Annotated in this window: 12 protein-coding genes; 8 read left to right on the top strand and 4 right to left on the bottom strand. The window is 59.1% G+C overall.

What is annotated here, in order from left to right:
- Positions 1–135 precede the first annotated feature (135 nt).
- On the top strand, positions 136–1,020 hold the full coding sequence (locus tag ACR0FB_RS12315; RefSeq protein ID WP_480620890.1) for a DMT family transporter: 885 nt from the start codon (positions 136–138) through the stop codon (positions 1,018–1,020).
- Positions 1,021–1,101: 81 nt separating this feature from the next.
- On the opposite strand, the gene ACR0FB_RS12310 is transcribed toward ACR0FB_RS12315, so the two are convergent.
- The gene (locus tag ACR0FB_RS12310; RefSeq protein ID WP_480620836.1) at positions 1,102–1,905 is read right to left on the bottom strand and encodes an ABC transporter permease; all 804 of its coding nucleotides are present in this window, start codon (positions 1,903–1,905) and stop codon (positions 1,102–1,104) included.
- 126 nt (positions 1,906–2,031) lie between these two features.
- Here ACR0FB_RS12310 and ACR0FB_RS12305 point away from each other — a divergent pair, with 126 nt between their 5' ends.
- Both ACR0FB_RS12305 and ACR0FB_RS12300 read left to right on the top strand, forming a co-directional pair.
- The gene (locus ACR0FB_RS12305) at positions 2,032–2,607 is read left to right on the top strand and encodes a GcrA family cell cycle regulator (protein WP_171724402.1); all 576 of its coding nucleotides are present in this window, start codon (positions 2,032–2,034) and stop codon (positions 2,605–2,607) included.
- 265 nt (positions 2,608–2,872) lie between these two features.
- Positions 2,873–3,999, top strand: a protein-coding gene (locus tag ACR0FB_RS12300) for an IS3 family transposase (protein WP_480620834.1) whose coding sequence is annotated in 2 segments (ribosomal slippage) — positions 2,873–3,137 and positions 3,137–3,999 — 1,128 coding nt in all. Because the reading frame shifts where the segments join, the coding sequence is not laid out codon by codon here.
- A gap of 1,445 nt (positions 4,000–5,444) precedes the next feature.
- On the opposite strand, the gene ACR0FB_RS12295 is transcribed toward ACR0FB_RS12300, so the two are convergent.
- Positions 5,445–6,077: a tyrosine-type recombinase/integrase gene (locus tag ACR0FB_RS12295; protein WP_480620832.1), complete on the bottom strand. Its 633-nt coding sequence runs from the start codon at positions 6,075–6,077 to the stop codon at positions 5,445–5,447.
- A gap of 73 nt (positions 6,078–6,150) precedes the next feature.
- Between ACR0FB_RS12295 and ACR0FB_RS12290 the strand changes: the two genes are divergently transcribed.
- Both ACR0FB_RS12290 and ACR0FB_RS12285 read left to right on the top strand, forming a co-directional pair.
- Positions 6,151–7,395, top strand: a complete 1,245-nt coding sequence (locus tag ACR0FB_RS12290) for an alpha/beta hydrolase (RefSeq protein WP_171724405.1) — start codon at positions 6,151–6,153, stop codon at positions 7,393–7,395.
- A gap of 240 nt (positions 7,396–7,635) precedes the next feature.
- On the top strand, positions 7,636–8,658 hold the full coding sequence (locus ACR0FB_RS12285) for an alpha/beta hydrolase (RefSeq protein WP_480620830.1): 1,023 nt from the start codon (positions 7,636–7,638) through the stop codon (positions 8,656–8,658).
- A gap of 313 nt (positions 8,659–8,971) precedes the next feature.
- Here the strand turns inward: ACR0FB_RS12285 and ACR0FB_RS12280 are convergent, their stop codons facing one another.
- Both ACR0FB_RS12280 and ACR0FB_RS12275 read right to left on the bottom strand, forming a co-directional pair.
- Positions 8,972–10,048, bottom strand: coding sequence for a DUF2235 domain-containing protein (locus tag ACR0FB_RS12280; protein ID WP_480620828.1), 1,077 nt, complete (start codon positions 10,046–10,048; stop codon positions 8,972–8,974).
- Positions 10,026–12,317 carry a xanthine dehydrogenase family protein molybdopterin-binding subunit gene (locus tag ACR0FB_RS12275; RefSeq protein WP_480620827.1) on the bottom strand — a complete coding sequence of 764 codons (2,292 nt, stop codon included), beginning with the start codon at positions 12,315–12,317 and terminating at the stop codon, positions 10,026–10,028. The genes ACR0FB_RS12280 and ACR0FB_RS12275 overlap by 23 nt, the downstream gene beginning before the upstream one ends.
- 113 nt (positions 12,318–12,430) lie before the next feature.
- Here ACR0FB_RS12275 and ACR0FB_RS12270 point away from each other — a divergent pair, with 113 nt between their 5' ends.
- The 3 genes from ACR0FB_RS12270 to ACR0FB_RS12260 all read left to right on the top strand — a co-directional run bounded on the left by ACR0FB_RS12270 (position 12,431) and on the right by ACR0FB_RS12260 (position 17,702).
- On the top strand, positions 12,431–13,159 hold the full coding sequence (locus tag ACR0FB_RS12270; protein WP_171636936.1) for a dienelactone hydrolase family protein: 729 nt from the start codon (positions 12,431–12,433) through the stop codon (positions 13,157–13,159).
- A 79-nt stretch (positions 13,160–13,238) separates the two neighbouring features.
- Positions 13,239–16,400, top strand: a complete 3,162-nt coding sequence (locus ACR0FB_RS12265; protein WP_480620825.1) for a valine--tRNA ligase — start codon at positions 13,239–13,241, stop codon at positions 16,398–16,400.
- Positions 16,401–16,538: 138 nt separating this feature from the next.
- Complete coding sequence (locus ACR0FB_RS12260) at positions 16,539–17,702, top strand: benzoate/H(+) symporter BenE family transporter (protein ID WP_480620823.1); 1,164 nt, start codon at positions 16,539–16,541, stop codon at positions 17,700–17,702.
- The last annotated feature ends 34 nt before the right edge of the window (positions 17,703–17,736 follow it).

The following is a 17,736-nucleotide window of genomic DNA, read 5'->3' as shown; positions in this document are numbered from 1 at the left end:
TCGGAGCAGTTGGATATGCACATGTTTGATCATGGCCGACCGTATAGCGATGCTTGCACAGGTTGGGAAGCCAGTATTTTGCAGGGATCGAATTTTGCCCTTGCCAAAGCCTGTGCAACGGCGCACCGCTTGGCCATGTTCCAACCCAAGCACCACAATCCACCGCTTGCCGCTGCGCTGATTTTTGTCGCCACCGCCTTTATCGCCGCGACGACGCTGCTGGCAAAGGCGCTCGGGACGGATGCGTTGGGCCCGTCCTTGCACGCCATGCAGATCAGTCACGGGCGGTTTCTGTTTGCCCTGCTGGCGATCGTGCTGGCGGTTGCAGCTTTGCGGCCCCGGTTGGTGCGGCCCCATTGGGGGCTTCACGTCGGGCGGACCAGTTTTGGCTGGGCGGGGGTGACATTGATGTTCGCGTCGGTTGCCTTCATTCCGATGGCGGATGCGACGGCCATATCCTTTCTGAACCCTGTCTTTGGTATGGTGCTGGCCATGCCTCTGCTGCACGAGCGGGTTGGTCCTTGGCGCTGGCTGGCGGCGGCTGTCGCCTTGACGGGCGCGTTGATCCTGCTGCGCCCGACCCCCGCCAGCTTTCAGCCTGCCGCGCTTCTGGCGCTGGCGGCGGCTGCGCTGATCGGGATGGAGCTGATTTTCATCAAAAAACTGTCCGGGCGCGAGCCACCGATGCAGATCCTGCTGATCAATAACGCGATGGGTTTGCTGATCGCCACTTTGGCCGTCAGCTTCGTCTTTCAGATGCCGACCCCGCAGCAGTGGGCGGCATTGGTGGGGATCGGCGTTCTGATGGCCTGTGCGCAGGCCTGTTTCGTCAACGGCATGGCGCGGGCGGATGCATCCTTTGTGGCCCCGATCAGCTATGCCACGCTGATCTTTGCCGCCCTTTACGACTTGGCGGTCTTTGAAGTAATCCCCGACTGGATCAGTCTGATCGGGTCTGCGACCATTCTGGCCGGCGGGCTGATCCTGGTCTGGCGAGAAGCGGTGCGGCGCCGCGTTTGAGAGCCTGCCCTGCACGGCGGAAACGGGTGCGCCTGCATCCCGGCCCCGGCCCTTGCAACCGGTCGCGATGGCTGGGCCACCCTAAGCCTTGAGGCGATATCCGGTGCGCAGCATCAGCCAGGTGATGGTTCCGATCACGAGTGTTGCAAACGTACAAACCGCCATTCCCAGCCACGGAGAGCTGTCGGACACTCCGATCATTCCATAGCGCAAACCATCGATCAGATAGAACACCGGGTTCAGGTGGGTCAGGCGGTTCAGCACGGGCGGCAGCGCCTCGACCGAGTAGAACGTGCCCGACAGGAAGGCCAGCGGCGTGACGATAAAGTTGGTGATTGCTGCCATCTGGTCGAACTTGTTGGCGAAGATACCGGCAAACAGGCCCAACGCGCCCATGAATGCCCCACCCAGAACAACAAAGGTCAGCGCGATCAGGGGGTGCTGAGGCGCAATGGAGAGCAAGACCAAAAACGCAATCGAGATCACCAGTGCAATCATCACGCCTCGGGCAATACCACCCGCGAGGTAACCCAGCAGAATCTCGAGCGGTGACAGCGGCGGCATCAAAGTATCGACGATATTGCCCTGCACCTTGGCGATCACCATCGAGGACGAGGTATTGGCAAAGGCATTCTGGATCACCGTCATCATCATGATCCCCGGTGCCAGAAACATCACAAACGGCACACCCATGATATCGGGCCGGCTGGGTCCGATGGCGATGGTGAAGATCAACAGGAACAGCCCCGCCGTAACCAGTGGTGCCAGAACCGTCTGCGTCCAGACGGCCAGAAAACGCAGGGTTTCGCGCTGAGCCAGCGTGTACAGGCCCATCCAGTTGACTGCTCCGAAGCGACGCGCGGTCTGATCTGCGCGATTTTGCATGATATGCCCTCGACCTGATTCGAAGACAGCTTGTAACTCGGGCAGCAGTGTTTAGAATAGGGGGCTGAGACGAATTCCCAAGGCGGCCCGAATCCGGGGCCGCTTTCCGCTTTTGAAAGGCTAACGATGTCCTGGACAGACGAGCGTGTTGAACTGCTGAAGAAGATGTGGGGCGAAGGCCAGTCGGCCAGCCAGATTGCCAAGGAACTGGGTGGCGTGACCCGCAATGCGGTGATCGGCAAGGTGCACCGCCTGGGCCTGTCGAACCGGACGGCAGGCGCATCCCCGGCCAAGGCGGAACCGAAAGAAAAACCGGCGCCCGCCCCCAAGGCCGAGGCCAAGCCCAAACCTGCACCCAAGACCGAACCGGCGCGTCCGGCCCCGGCCCCTACCTCCGAGGCGAAGCCGGTCGTTCCGGCCCGCCGTCAGATCATCCCCGCCGGTCAGCCGCTGCCACCGCAGCCATCGGCCAATGAGATCAGCCCCGAGGCGCTGGCCAAGGTCAACGAGGTTGAAAAGAAAGCCAAGAAGCTGACTTTGATGGAATTGACCGAGAAGACATGCAAATGGCCCGTGGGCGACCCCGCGACCGAGGATTTCTGGTTCTGCGGCCTTCCGGTTGAGGCGGGCAAACCCTATTGCGAGGCGCATGTGGGAGTGGCCTTCCAGCCGATGAGCTCGCGCAGGGATCGTCGGCGGTAATTGCGAACACAAGAACCTAAATCATGTCTATGGAACGTGAAAAGGGCGCAGGCATTTCGCCACGCCTCTACCGGAGACGTTGCATAGTCAAGAACGACGCAAGGCGTAACGGGTTCTTACAAAGAAAACACCCTCGCTGAATGCTGCGAGGGTGTTTTAGTTCGGAGCGTCAGCTTTGCGGACAAAGTTGCCGTGGGCTCATCGCTTTCTGATCCTCCCCCTCTGAAGTGGTCCGCCGTTATGGTTATGAAAACGGAGGAACCACATGGCGAACAAGCGACCGAGGCCGGAAGAGATTGTCTCGAAGTTACGGCAGGTTGAGATATTGATGGGGCAAGGCATGTCCCGTCTGGATGCGATCCGGCAGATTGGTGTTGTTGAACAGACCTATTATCGCTGGAAGAAGAAGTACGGCGGAATGGGTACGGATCAATTGAAGGAACTTAAGCGCCTTCAAAAAGAGAATGAGCGTCTTCGAAAGGCCGTCTCGGATCTTACCCTGGACAAACTGATCCTGACGGAGGCGGCCAAGGGAAACTACTGAGCCCCGCCCGTCGCCGTGCCTGCATCAACCATGTGCGCCACAAACTGCGTGTCTCAGAACGCCGGGCGTGTCGCGTCCTGAAACAGCACCGATCCACACAGCGAAAGCTGCCGAAAGGTCGAGCTGACGAGAAGCGCCTGGTGGCGGACATGATAGAATTGACCCGCCAGTATGGCCGCTACGGTTATCGCCGGATCGCGGCTTTGCTGAGAGATGCGGGCTGGCAGGTGAATGACAAGCGTGTCGAAAGGCTTTGGCGTCGGGAGGGGCTGAAAGTGCCAATGAAACAACCAAAGAAGGGGCGGCTCTGGTTAAATGATGGATCGTGTGTTCGGCTGCGGCCGGAGCATCGAAACCATGTCTGGAGCTATGACTTCGTGCATTGTCGAACGGATGACGGAAAGGCATTCCGCACGCTCAACGTCATCGATGAGTACAGCCGGGAGTGCTTGGCGATCCGTGTGGACCGCAAGCTGAACTCCAGCGATGTCATCGACGTGCTGAGTGACCTGTTCATCATGCGCGGTGTGCCAAGCTACATTCGCTCCGACAATGGCCCTGAGTTCATTGCCGTGGCGGTGCAAGACTGGATCAATGCAGTTGGAGCAAAGACCGCATACATCGAGCCAGGCAGCCCAAGGGAGAACGGTTACTGTGAAAGTTTCAATGCGCGGTTCAGAGATGAGTTCCTGAATGGCGAAGTCTTCTACTGTCTAAGAGAAGCGCAGATTTTGATCGAAGAATGGAGGAAACACTACAACACAAAACGCCCTCACAGTGCTCTGGGATATAAACCGCCGGCCCCGGAAACCATCGTTCAAATGGACCAAAGGCCAGTCATGCACTAACAATCAAATTGGACCACACAAGTGGGGCTGATCACCTGAGCTTGTTTGTTTGCTGAACTGGCCGCTACTCAGGTCTTTGTCCGCGGAAATCACTACGGATGGTGCCGAGGCGTAGGGAACCCACACCAGTCGAGCCAAGGATGCGGGCAGGCCGGTGGGCTAGGGGCAGGCAATCAAATTACCGGCCCAACGCAGCCGGTGGCAAATCAGTTGCCATCTCGAGGAACGCCGCAAACGCCCACGTCCGTCACAGTGCCGGTCCTTGCACCGGGCGCGGTCCCGAACGCAATTCCCGGTCAGGTTCCTATCGCGACACCAGTAGCGGTACCCGGTCAGGTGCCAACGCCGATCGTAGCGCCGACACTAGCTCCGCCATTAGTGCCAAACCCGACACCCAACCGGGTTCCGACGGCCGTTCCCAATCAAGTTCCGATAGCTGTCCCAGGCCAGGTTCCGCCTCAACCCAATGTGCCGCCCTTGGTGCCAACAGCAACACCCAACCAAATACCAGTCGCTGTTCCTGGTCAGGTTCCGCCTCAACCTAACGGTCAAACTGCTGTGCCACCGCTCGTCCCAACCGCGACTCCCAATCAGGTTCCCACAGCGGTTCCTGGTCAGGTTCCACAGTTGACTCCAAAACCTACGGCAACTCATATGGCCGTCCCAGGACATCCGAAACCACAAGGCGTAGTGACAGTTATGCGCCCAAAGCCAAGGCCGACAACCGGTACTGTCCAGCCAACTGGCACAACACAAGTTACCCACCATTTGACCCACCAAAGCAATTCAAAAAAACTCGATCATGTCGCAGCAACACCTGGACGGCATGACCCGCACGACTTACCCAGGTTCCGCAACGCAGCGGCAAAGGAAAACTGGGAATGCGTTGCCAGCGGATTTGGACAGCGCCGTTACGATGCAGGGCATGGTGTGTTGCTGAACAACGGAGCGTTGCGGCACCTCGGAAACGTGGACGCTATGGCGCGGGATGTACCAGCACGGCATCCAAAACACTCTGGGTGCATTATTTCGGTTAAACGAAAACAGCGCTGAAGCTTGTCTGGCAGCTATCGCTCGGACAATGATGTTAATCGACCAATAGTTCGTCCAAAATCGTCTGATTTGTTGGAGCTTGTACTGCCCTTATTCCCCTAGCACTAACGTTGGCTGACGTAGCACAACACTGCTCAGTACCTAAGTTTTTTCAAATAGGCCAACAATCTATAGTGCCGCACTTCCAAGATGGGCCTCCGGCTATCTGGGCCGGTCTGGTTAGGCGAGCAAAAGCATGAACGGCATCTTTGCAAAGTCAGATTTCTGCGCATTGCTGTCATGGGGGTATCGATCAGCATCGGTCAAAGTGGGCTCGAACCGAACCACTGCCGCGGTGCGATCGTAGGTCTGGTCTGAATTGGCGAACGGCAAGTGCCGCCCGCCAACATGGTTCAAATGTCGATTTGCTCGGCAATGCTCAACGCATCTTCAAGTTCGACACCAAGATATCTGACAGTGCTGTCAACCTTTGTGTGCCCGAGCAGGAGTTGAACTGCCCTGAGATTTCCGGTTTTGCGGTAGATTTCCGCTGCTTTGGTCCGGCGCAGCGAATGGGTACCGTATCCGCTGGGCTCCAGCCCAATCGCGGCCACCCAATCCCTCACAAGCCGGCCATATTGGCGTGTTGAGATATGCGGGCGGTCATGAAACCTGCTGGGAAACATGAAATGGCAGCCGAGCATCTCCGGTGACTTGATCCATGCGGCAATGGTATCCCGCGTGTTTTCAGAAAGTTCAAACTGAACAGGCCGCTTGGTTTTGCTCCGGATCACGGACACGCGTTCGCGAACGCGATCATCCTTTACCAGGTCGGCGACGGCCAGTTTCACCAAATCGCATCCGCGAAGCTTGCTATCAATGGCCGCACTGAACAGCGCAAGATCGCGCAGGTTGCCCGCCAGCTCGAGCCGCGCGCGGATCGCCCAGACCTGTTTCGGCCAAAGCGGCCGTTTCTGGCCGATGATCCGGCCCCTGTGCCAGGCTCTTCGTTTCGGGGTGACAGCGGGAAGTTGGACTCTTGGCATTGTGCGCCCTCCAATCCTCCCGCCAAACCCTGACTATGCACAGCGCTGGCGCCTCAGTTTGCTGGTGGTTTGAATGGCCGTTATAAGCTTGCTGTTTCATTGGCGAACGCCGCAGACGCATTGGGCAGTAGAGAGCCCAAAGCAGAATTGCTTAATCTATACACTTTGCATTCGCAGCCAGCGAATTATTCTGCCTGCCAGTTGTGCGATCGGGTCTCCTCATTTAGCGTGTTTGCGATCGCCGTCCGAATTTACGCACCTGCGTGAAAAGCTTCGGGCAATTCAATTTATCATTCGATCGAGGCGCCAAGTGAGCAAATTGCGAAACTTCAATTTGATGGCTTTGGTCGCTGCACTCCTTTTTCCTGCTCCGGGAGGTGCTCCTCTGCTCGCGCAGGAGGCACCAGCGGAGACATACACTCTGGAGGCTGATGTGATCTACGGCGCGGGCCTCGTGACGAAGGACGGGACGCAAGTATCGCGTGATCTGTGGATGGACATCTACTATCCCGCCGAAAATGCTACCGAGCCACGGCCAGCTGTGATCCTTACTTTCGGCGGGGCTTTCCATCGCGGCAGTCCACGTCTGACATTTCAATCCGGAGGTGCGCAGGACACCTCGATGGGCAACTATTGCCGCCGATTTGCTGCGAGAGGTTATACCTGCTTTGCGATTGATTACCGGCTTACAACGGAACGCCCGGTGCTGTCCGGCGAGGGCTACCAAGAAGACTGGATAGATCCTGAAAGTCTGTTACCGCTTTTACCTCAAGCCAATTACATTCGGGGGACGATGAACCTGCCGCCGATAGATTTCGCGATTCCGGATCAAAAAAAGACAATGGTTGATGGCGTAGTCGCCGCCGCTGAAGACCTGCGCACAGCCGTTTTACACATTCGCAAGGCAGCCGGGACATACCAGATCGATCCAAACCGTATCGTTCTGGGAGGTTTTTCAGCAGGCGCGGTGACGTCCTGGAACGTCGCTTATGGCATGGGCGTCCCCGTTGCAGGTGTCTTTTTACTTTCCGGAACCGATGCGGGCTTTGACGTGAAAAAGACCGTGACATCGACCTCAGTAACACCACCGACTTTGATGTTTATGGGGCAATATGATCTTCCTGGCGCGCTATCCTCTGTGCCTGAACTCATCCAGCATTATGAAAAAGTCGGCGTTGACTATGAGTTCGCATGGGTTCCCGGGTTTGGCCATTTTTACCCTGCTGGTGCTGCCAGTCTGGGCGGCGATGCGGTGAGTGTGTCGATAGAAGGTCGGATTGCAGCCTTCCTTGACCGCTCCTTTGCCGATGATCGCTGAAGTGCGGCTTGCACATTCGCCTTCGGCAGTTTCTGCTAGTGACTGTATTTACAGCGCATACCAAAGAGAACTTTGCAACGCTCTTCAGGCAGTAGAGCACTTTGCGACGGTTATTTGCTTCAATCTTCATAACTATTTCGACGCTTTGACAAATCAGAGGCAAAATACCGACGACCACTTCATTCAGAAGTGCCGACAGCGTTGCGAACCAGCACACTTTACTTTCGATTGGAGGATTCAATGATCCGTAAAAGCGTCTGGCTGTCTGTAGCCGCTTTTCTGCTTTTTTCAGCCGCCAAATCTGGCAACGCTGATCAGGTGTTTGGATACGAAACTGAGCTCGACGTTGTTTACGGGACAGGAAAAATCGCGCCTGATGGTATTCAGACAGAGCGGGAACTGCGGATGGACGTCTATTCACCCTCTGCTGCCAACGCGGACTACACCAAGGCTGCGTCAGTTTTAGACGGCCCGCATCCGGCGGTAATATACGTGCATGGTGGCGCGCATCACCGCGGTGGAAGACGTATAGAACCCTTTCGGCTAGAGGCCGCTGTGCACTCGCGCCCGGAAGATTATGCGCGGTTGCTTGCGCCGCTTGGCTACGTTGTTTTTGTTATCGAGTATCGGCTTGCCACCGAATACCCTGAGCCTGCTTTAGCGCCGGGGGAAGGGAACCTGATTGCCGATGTTGACGCCTACATCACGCCGCAGGTGTTTGAGGCGACAGTTCGGGCTCGGAATGCAATGGGATTGCCACGGCTAGAGAACAGCCCCGAAGACAGGCTTTATCTGTGGAAAGCCGGGCTGGCTGGTGCGGAAGATGCCAACCTCGCCCTCGAATTTGTCATTGAGAACGCGGAGCGCTTCAATATCGATCCTGAGCGCATTGCAATGGGCGGGCATTCGGCCGGTGGCGGAATTACACTCAACGTCGGAATTGGTATGGACGCCCCACTTGCCGCGATTTTTCCGCTGTCCGGGCCGAACATTCTCTTCGAGCATGAAGCGGTGATGGACCACCCTGATTTGCCACCCACACTACTGGCGTACTCTCAATTCGACGAACACACGCAGTTAAGTGACCTGCCAGGAGTTGTGTCGCTTTTGAGGGAAGCCGGTGTGGAATACTCACTGTCATGGGTTCCGGGATTTGCCCATTTTTATCCGCACAATGCTGTATCGCTGGGTGACGATGGCACTCGAATGTCTTTGGGAGACCGGATCATATCATTCCTTGATGTGCACTTGGGTTCAAAGTAAGGGTCCCCCGGCATCTACAAAAACCGAAAGCATTCACGAGTTCAGACGAACTTCAGCAATTTCGGATTTCCGCAAACGAGTGAATGACGAGAACGGCAGCAAAGTCCCGCTCCTGGTGAATTCGGCGTCTGTTCCTCGCTGCGGTCAACATGAATGACTGGTCCTTCCGCTGCGCGGCGGCACCGAAATTCACGCGCATGCAGCATTTCTGGTGCTGCGTGCGCACGTACCAAGAAATTCGAATTTACAAGTTGGGCTCGAACCTGACAGTGAAGTACCGGTGATCTTGGAGTCACCGGCACATTGTAGCCTTTCACTGCGCGGGATGTGTCGGCAGGTTCGGCATCGCGACCCATCCGGGCAGTTCGTCCGGCGAAACTGAAACATGCAGGCGTTCTGACGGGTCCTGCCCGACCTTGCGATGCTTTCGCAGCAGGAAAATCTTACCCCAGCCGCGCCATGTGCCAACCGACGGAGCATGGGGATCAATGGGAAACCGATCGCTCCAGCCGTCGGGCAAAGGCAGACCGTGCAATTCCGCCTTGTCCAGCATCCAGATCAGGGAAATGTTGCTCAGCGGCCGCGCCTCTTCGTAGCCGTTCAATTGGCCACCTATGTCGCCATGGGTTCCGCGGAACCAGACCTGCTCCACATGGCCCTTGAACTCGGGCGTGCAGGTCCACAGAACTGGTTCGAACACTTCGCGCGTCTCATCCAGCGCCAAAGCGTGATACCCGTGGCGGGTGACCGGGCCCAGCTGATGGTTGTGAAAGGCGTGCTTCTCTTCGGCCCTACGCCACAGCAGCGGCAAACGCAAACCCAGCGCCTTGACCGTGTCCCAGACGCCGACCATCTCGATCTCGACCCCTTCGTGGCAGAAACGTCGGCGGAATTCGCTGGCGGCGATGCCCTCTGGATTGCATTCATAGTGGCGATACGCTTGCAGTATGTTTCGTTCAGTGGCGTGTTCCGCCTTGAGCAGGCCGATCATGTCGATCACGCCGGCCAGACTGCGCACGCCATAGGCACCGCGCGAATAACCGATGAAAAAGATCTTGTCGCCCGGCTTGTAGCGGGACGCCAAATACCCATAGGCGCGACGGATCTGGCGGTTGATGCCCCTGCCCATCATCACATCCAGCGAGGACTTCCAGCTTTCCCACTGCACGCCTGCCTCGTAGAACACCGAAACCTTGCTGCCCATCTCGCAGCACAGGCGAAATGTCTGACCGGCGTGGGTTTCAAACCCCGGTTCCAGAGTGGACATGGTGCCATCAAGGATGATGACATGGCTGATCGGTTCGCGGTGCCGCGTCTCGGCGGAATGCTCGGACCGCAAAGGGCGCCCGAGCCATCCCAGAACCTTTCTACTCAGCCGCGACAGATTCATGCGTCAGCAATTCCCATACTTTGTGAGGTGTGAAAGGCATGTCCGCCTGCCGCACCCCATGATCCCAGAGCGCATCCTGAACCGCGTTTGCCACAGCGGCCAGCGCGCCCACGGTGCCAGCCTCGCCACACCCTTTCATCCCCATCGGGTTCGAGGTTGACGGAACCGGCGCCGAGGTAAACTTAATCATGGGTATGTCGGTTGCACGGGGCAAGGCGTAATCCATAAACGAAGCCGTGAGCAGTTGCCCATGTGCATCGTGCACGACATGTTCGGTCAGCGCCTGGCCGATACCCTGCACCACCCCGCCATGTACCTGCCCTTCGGCCAGCATCGGATTGATAAGATTACCAAAATCGTCAACCACGGTGTACCGGTCCACCCAGGTTTCGCCGGTGCAAGAATCGATCACGACTTCGGCAACATGCGCGCCGTTCGGATAGCTGCGCGCATCCAGGTTTGCGCGGGCCTCATGTTGCAGCAGATCCGTTCGACCATCGGCACGCGCCATCTCGGCAGCTTCGGTCAGGGTCGGCGTCAGGTTGGAGCCCGGCGCGCGGAATGTCTCGTGGTCAAAATGCACATCACTGTCCTCGACCCCCATCTTATCGGCTAGATAAGGCGTGAATGCGGCGATCATCTTGTCAATCGTGGCCAGGGTGGCCGTGCTTTGCACGGTGACCGAGCGGGACCCGCCAGTGCCGCCGCCATGGGCAAGCCGGTCGGTATCGCCCTGAATGACGGTGATCTTGTCCATGGGAATACCCGTCTGATCTGACAGGAACTGGGCGTAGACCGTCTCATGCCCCTGCCCGTTCGATTGCGTGCCGACGTAAAGATTCACCGTTCCATCCTCGCAAAACGCGACCTTCGCGTTTTCGGAAGGGTCCCCCAAAATGCTTTCGATATAGTAACAGAGACCCTGCCCCCGGATCAGACCGCGTTCGGCATCCGCAGCTTTTCGGGCCTCGAACCCGGTGGTCTGGTCGGCCGCACGGGTGAGGACCATGTCGAAATCGCCGACATCATAAGTTTCGCCAGTGGAAGTGGTGTAGGGGAAATCGGCGGAGCGGATGAAATTCCTGCGCCGCAGTTCCCACGGGTCAACGCCCAGTTCGCGCGCGGCGCGGTCCATCGCGCGTTCAAGCACGTAAATCGCCTCGGGGCGGCCCGCACCGCGATACGCATCCACCTGCGTCGTGTTCGTATAAAAGCCTTCGACCCGCAAATAGGTGGTCTGGACGTCATAGACACCCATCAGCACTTTGCTGAACAGGCTGGTCTGGATCGCCTGACCGAAGTGGCTGTTGTATGCGCCAAGGTTCACCTTGCTGTGGACGCGGTAGGCGGTGATCTTGTGATCGGCGTCAAAGGCCAGCTCGGCCAGCGAGGTCAGGTCGCGGCCCTGGTGATCGGAAAGCATCGCCTCGGACCGGTCGGACATCCAGTGCACCGGCTGACCCAGCTTCATCGCCGCCACGGAAACGCAGAAATATTCGGGGTATGGCATCACTTTCATACCGAAACCACCACCCACATCCGGGGTCGTGACGCGTATGTTGTCCGCATCCAGTTTCAGTTTTTGCGCCAGTTGGGCCTTCATCGCCCAAACGCCCTGACCTCCGTAAGAAAAATGCAGGCGCCCCTCGGACCAGTTCGCCTGACATCCGCGCGGCTCCAGCGAACTAATGATGACCCTGTTGTCGGCGACGTTCAGCGACACCGTATGCGCGGCCGCCTGAAAGGCAGCCTGGGTCGCGGTTTCGTCGCCCAGCCCCCAATCGAAAGCACGGTTCTCGGGCGCTTCCGCGTGCAGGATCTCACCGCCTGCCTTCACGTCCAGCTTGGCCGGGCGCTCTTGCGTATCCATCCAGATCAACTCGACCGCGTCCTGCGCTTGTGCCAGCGTATCCGCGATAACAACCGCCACCGGCTCGCCCACGAAACGCACGCGATCCCTGGCCAGCATGTGCCGATCGGGCGCAGCGGCCTTCGATCCATCGCGGTTTTGTAAAACGGCAGCGTTTAGCACCGTGTCGATGCCCGAAGCTGCCAGATCGTCCAGCGTCATGACCAGCCGAACGCCGTCGGCAGCCCGTGCGGCCTCGACATCTAGAGACGTGATGTCACCATGCGCCACCGGGCTGCGGAAGAATGCGGCAAACAAAGCGTTCCCGGGCACCGCATCATCCATGTAACGCCCCTGCCCGGTCAGGAACCGTTGATCCTCGGTCCGTTTCACCGGCTGGCTTCTGCCGAACTTTTCCATGGGTGGCCCTCCTGCGCGGTCTCAGGGGCGAGCCTAGCCCGCGACCAGGCGATGTCCAGCGGAGTTCACTGAAATTCGTTTGCGCGCAAAGGATGTTCGGCTAGCCTTGGGCCATGAGCTGGACGCATGATACCGTTTTTCCCTTCTCTGCCCCGATGACCAGCGGGCAGTCGACCACACATGACGTTTATGTCGGCGGCGAAGGCCCACCGATCCTGATCCTTCAGGAACTGCCCGGGATCGGGCCCGAAACGCTGGCGTTGTCCGCCAAGCTCAACGCATCCGGCTTTCGCGTCTACCTGCCTCATTTGTTTGGAACATATGGCAAGGTTGAAATGGCCAAGAACATGGCTCGGTTGTTCTGCGTGCGGCGCGAGTTCAACATTTTCGCCCGTGGCAAGCAGAGCCCCATTGCAGGATGGATGCGCGCCCTGACCCGTGAGATCAAGCAACGCGAAAACAGCGCCGGTGTGGGCGTCATCGGCATGTGCCTGACCGGCAGTTTCGCCCTGACCCTCATGGCCGAAGACGCCGTTCTGGGCGGGGTAGCCAGCCAACCTGCGCTGCCGATCCTCGGGGGTCGCCATCTGCACATGAGCGCTGAAGACATCGGCGCGGCCTCTGCGGGTATGACCGCGAAAGGCCCCGGTCTGGCGATGCGGTACTCCGAAGACAAGCTTGCACCAAAGAAACTGATGCAGGCGCTTGAACAGGCATTCGGCAATCTGCTGGAAACCGTCGAATATCCCGGCAAGGATCATTCGCTGCTGACGCTGGATTTCCATGAACCCGCCTATCAACGCGTTGACGCCTATTTCAAAGCACGCTTTGGCGTGGCTTAGGCGCACTAGGCCTTCCCCTTGCCGCGCGCATTCGCTATTGCAGGCGCGGACCCGAATTTGTTGACGCAGGACGCATCCCATGGCGATGGAAAAGACATTCAACGCGGCCGAGGCCGAGGCCCGGATCTACAAGGCCTGGGAACAGGCCGGAGCCTTCAAGGCAGGCGCGAACCGTTCGCGCGAGGAAAGCTTTACCATCATGATCCCGCCGCCCAACGTGACCGGTGCTCTGCATGTGGGCCATGCGTTCAACAACACCCTACAGGACATCCTGATCCGTTGGCACCGCATGCGTGGCTTTGACACGTTGTGGCAGCCCGGCCAGGACCACGCCGGCATCGCAACCCAGATGCAGGTCGAAAAGATGCTGGCCGCCACCCAACAACCCAGCCGCAACGAATTGGGCCGCGAAAAGTTTCTGGAGAAAGTCTGGGAATGGAAGGGTGAATACGGCGGCACCATCATCGAGCAGCTGAAACGCCTCGGCTCCTCCTGCGACTGGTCGCGCAACGCCTTTACCATGGCCGGTGCAGCGGGCGACCCGCGCACGGGCCATGAAAACAGCCCCAACTTCCACGACGCGGTCATCAAGGTTTTTGTCGACATGTACGACAAGGGCCTGATCTACCGCGGCAAGCGGCTGGTCAACTGGGATCCGCATTTCGAAACCGCGATCTCGGACCTCGAGGTCGAGAATATCGAGGTCGCCGGCCACATGTGGCACTTCAAGTACCCGCTGGCCGGGGGTGAGACGTACACTTACGTTGAAAAAGACGAGGACGGGAACGTCATCCTTGAGGAAGAGCGGGATTACATTTCCATCGCCACGACCCGCCCCGAAACCATGCTGGGCGACGGCGCGGTCGCGGTGCACCCCTCGGACGAACGCTATGCGCCGATTGTCGGCAAGCTGTGCGAAATCCCGGTTGGTCCGAAAGAGCATCGCCGCCAGATCCCGATCATCACCGACGACTACCCCGACCCCGATTTCGGCTCGGGCGCGGTGAAGATCACCGGCGCACATGACTTCAATGACAACATGGTCGCCAAGCGCGGCGGCATTCCGATGTACCGCCTGATGGACACCAAGGGCGCGATGCGGGCCGATGGGGCCCCTTATGCCGAAGAGGCAGGCAAGGCGCAGGACTATGCGCGTGGGCGCGCGTTTACTGAGAACGAAATCGACGCGATCAATCTGGTGCCGGATCATCTGCGTGGCCTCGACCGGTTCGAAGCGCGGGCCAAGGTGGTTGAAGAGATCACGGCTGATGGTCTGGCCGTGATGACCCGCGCGGATGATCCGCGCCTGGGATCGACCGCATTGAAGCCGGATCAGGAAGGCGCCGACACACTGGTGCCGCTGGTCGAAAGCAAACCGATCATGCAGCCCTTCGGCGACCGGTCGAAGGTGGTGATCGAGCCGATGTTCACCGATCAGTGGTTCGTCGATGCCGCCAAGGTCGTCGGCCCTGCGCTGGACGCGGTCAAGGACGGCACGGTCAAGATCATCCCCGAGTCGGGCGAGAAGACCTACTACCACTGGCTGGAAAATATCGAACCCTGGTGCATCAGCCGCCAACTGTGGTGGGGGCATCAGATTCCGGTTTGGTATGGTCTAGACCTGTCCGCAGAAGACTTCATTGACGACGAGAATGATGGCGACCTTGATCTGGTTGAATTGGGTCGTTTGCTGAACGAAGGCGGCATGCTGCATCGTGGCAATGTCATGGAATGTGCCGCGAGTTTCGAGGCCGTTACCGAAAAGTTCCTGGACGACAATGCGGACATTCCCAGCCCTCTGAGCCACGCGACCGTGATCGAAGTCGCCGACAAGCAGGAGGCGATCCATCGGTTCGCCGAAAGCCTGGCGCAGTACGCCGTTGAACAGGATCCGACCAAGCTGGTTTACCCGGTGTGGCGCGACCCTGACGTGCTGGACACGTGGTTCTCCTCTGGCCTGTGGCCCATCGGCACGCTGGGCTGGCCCGAACAGACCGAAGAGTTGCAGCGCTACTTCCCGACCGATGTTCTGATCACCGGTTTCGACATCCTGTTCTTCTGGGTCGCCCGGATGATGATGATGCAGCTGGCCGTGGTCGATCAGATCCCGTTCCACACCGTCTATCTGCACCAGCTCGTCCGCGACGAGAAGGGCAAGAAGATGTCCAAGACCACCGGCAACGTCATCGACCCGCTGGAGATTGTGGACGAGTTCGGTGCCGACGCGCTGCGCTTTACCAACGCGTCGATGGCGGCGATTGGCGGGGTGCTGAAACTGTCCCGCGAACGCATCACCGGTTATCGCAACTTTGGCACCAAGCTGTGGAACGCCGTCCGCTTTGCCGAGATGAACGAGGTTTTCACCGACGCCGTGCCGCAATTGGATGCGGCCGATCTGAAGCCCAAAGCCGCCGTGAACCGCTGGATCATCGGCGAAACTGCCCGCGTGCGCGAAGAGGTCGACGCGGCGCTGGACAGCTACCGCTTCAACGACGCGGCGAACGGGCTTTATGCCTTTGTCTGGGGCAAGGTCTGTGACTGGTATGTGGAACTGTCCAAACCTCTGCTGCAAGGCGATGACGCCGAGGCCCAGGCTGAAACCCGCGCCACCATGCGCTGGGTTCTGGATCAGTGCCTGGTCCTGCTGCACCCGATCATGCCATTCATCACCGAGGAGCTGTGGGGCCTGACCGGCACCCGCGCCAAGATGCTGGTGCATGCCGACTGGCCGACCTATGCCGCCGCCGAACTGGTTGATGCCGCCGCGGATCGCGAAATGAACTGGGTGATCTCGGTGATCGAGAACACCCGTTCGGCCCGCGCCCAGATGCGCGTTCCGGCCGGTCTGTACGTGCCGATGCTGGTGACCGAGATCGACGCCCACGGCCAGGCCGCCTGGGACCGGAACGAGGCGCTGATCAAGCGACTGGCCCGGATCGACAGCCTGACCAAAGCCGACACGCTGCCCAAGGGCACCATCTCTATCGCGGCGCCCGGAGCGTCCTTTGGCCTGCCGCTGGCGGATATCATCGACATCGGAGCGGAAAAGGAACGGCTGGAAAAGGCCAAGGGCAAGCTGGCCAAGGAACTTGGTGGCCTGCGCGGGCGTCTGAACAACCCGAAATTCGTGGCCTCGGCCCCTGCAGAGGTCGTGGAAGAGGCCAAAGCCAACCTCGCAGCCCGCGAAGAGGAAGAAGCGAAACTGAACGAGGCGCTGGCCCGACTGACCGAAATCGCCTGATCTTCATCTTTTCCCAAATACTCAAATCCGGAACCCCGCCGCGACCACAACGGCGGGGTTTTCTTTTGCACGTTCAGACCTTGCCCGACCCTGCCCCTGCTTGTTAGCAATCAGCGAACACATTTCCCCGAGGCCGTCATGACGCACAAAGCCCCACCGTTCCAGACAGTCTCGACCGGGCTGGTTGTGGCAATCGTCGGCTTTTTCAGCTCTTTCCCGATTGTATTGCAAGGGTTGGCGGCGATGGGCGCGTCCCCGACGCAGGCGGCGTCCGGATTGATGATGGCGGCCATTGCCATGGGCCTGACCGCCATCGTGCTGAGCCTGTGGTACCGACAGCCGATCAGCGTGGCCTGGTCCACGCCGGGTGCGGCCCTGCTGGCGGTTTCCGCCACACCTGCACTGGGGTTTGCCGAAGCGACAGGCGCGTTCCTTTGTGCAGGGGCTTTGACCGTGTTGGCCGGGCTGTGGCGACCATTGGGGCGAATGGCTGCGGCGATACCGACGACCCTGGCGCAGGCCATGTTGGGGGGCGTGTTGCTGCCGCTTTGCATATTGCCCTTTCAGGCAGCGGTTGACCTGCCATGGCAAGCCTTGCCGGTAATTCTGACATGGTTCATCGCCGGCCGGATCAACCGCCTGTTTGCCGTTCCGGCTGCGGTCGTAGCAGCGGCAGCCGTCGTCGTTCTGAACGCCGGGGACGCGTCGCTGACGCCGACGCAATGGATCGCGGCTCCGGTCTGGACCACGCCCAGCTTCTCTGCGGCTTCGGTCATCGGGATTGCCGTGCCGCTGTTCATCGTCACGATGGCGACCCAGAACATCCCCGGCATCGCGGTGATCCGCAGCTTTGGCTATGCGCCGCAGACCGGCAAGCTGTTCTCGTCCGTGGGTATTTCCAGCATCTTGTCTTCTCCGTTCGGTGCCCCCGCCACCTGCCTTGCGGCGATCACCGCTGCGATGTGCGCGAACGAGGACAGCCACCCCGACCCCGCGCAACGCTATTGGTCTGCCGTGATGGGTGGGTTGTTCTATTGCCTGTTCGGGGTGTTCGCCGTGGCGATTACCGGGTTCGCCATTCATGCCGATTCACTGTTGATGGGCACGCTGACCGGTGTTGCGCTGATCGGGGTGATGGCCAATGCCACATCCGCCGCGCTGGAAGTTCCGGCCGAGCGCGAAGCGGCCATCCTGACCTTTGCCATCACTGCATCCGGCATTACCGCGTTTGGACTTGGTGCGGCCGTCTGGGGCTTACTGGCAGGCGGGATGGCCTATCTTGTGAAACAACGCTTTCGGTAAACGGGTTCAAACCGCACTTCAAAGCAAGTATGAA

This window comes from Ruegeria sp. P10, assembly GCF_056534925.1.
The sequence above is the reverse complement of the archived record's forward strand: the minus strand, read 5'-3'. Positions and strand labels throughout refer to the sequence as shown.

Coding starts and splice junctions, on each gene's coding strand:
- ACR0FB_RS12270 (WP_171636936.1), top strand. CDS start 12,431: ATGAGCTGGACGCATGATACCGTTTTTCCCTTCTCTGCCCCGATGACC.
- ACR0FB_RS12290 (WP_171724405.1), top strand. CDS start 6,151: ATGGCCGTTATAAGCTTGCTGTTTCATTGGCGAACGCCGCAGACGCAT.
- ACR0FB_RS12285 (WP_480620830.1), top strand. CDS start 7,636: ATGATCCGTAAAAGCGTCTGGCTGTCTGTAGCCGCTTTTCTGCTTTTT.
- ACR0FB_RS12275 (WP_480620827.1), bottom strand. CDS start 12,317: ATGGAAAAGTTCGGCAGAAGCCAGCCGGTGAAACGGACCGAGGATCAA.
- ACR0FB_RS12310 (WP_480620836.1), bottom strand. CDS start 1,905: ATGCAAAATCGCGCAGATCAGACCGCGCGTCGCTTCGGAGCAGTCAAC.
- ACR0FB_RS12295 (WP_480620832.1), bottom strand. CDS start 6,077: ATGCCAAGAGTCCAACTTCCCGCTGTCACCCCGAAACGAAGAGCCTGG.
- ACR0FB_RS12305 (WP_171724402.1), top strand. CDS start 2,032: ATGTCCTGGACAGACGAGCGTGTTGAACTGCTGAAGAAGATGTGGGGC.
- ACR0FB_RS12315 (WP_480620890.1), top strand. CDS start 136: ATGTTCCAACCCAAGCACCACAATCCACCGCTTGCCGCTGCGCTGATT.
- ACR0FB_RS12260 (WP_480620823.1), top strand. CDS start 16,539: ATGACGCACAAAGCCCCACCGTTCCAGACAGTCTCGACCGGGCTGGTT.
- ACR0FB_RS12280 (WP_480620828.1), bottom strand. CDS start 10,048: ATGAATCTGTCGCGGCTGAGTAGAAAGGTTCTGGGATGGCTCGGGCGC.
- ACR0FB_RS12265 (WP_480620825.1), top strand. CDS start 13,239: ATGGCGATGGAAAAGACATTCAACGCGGCCGAGGCCGAGGCCCGGATC.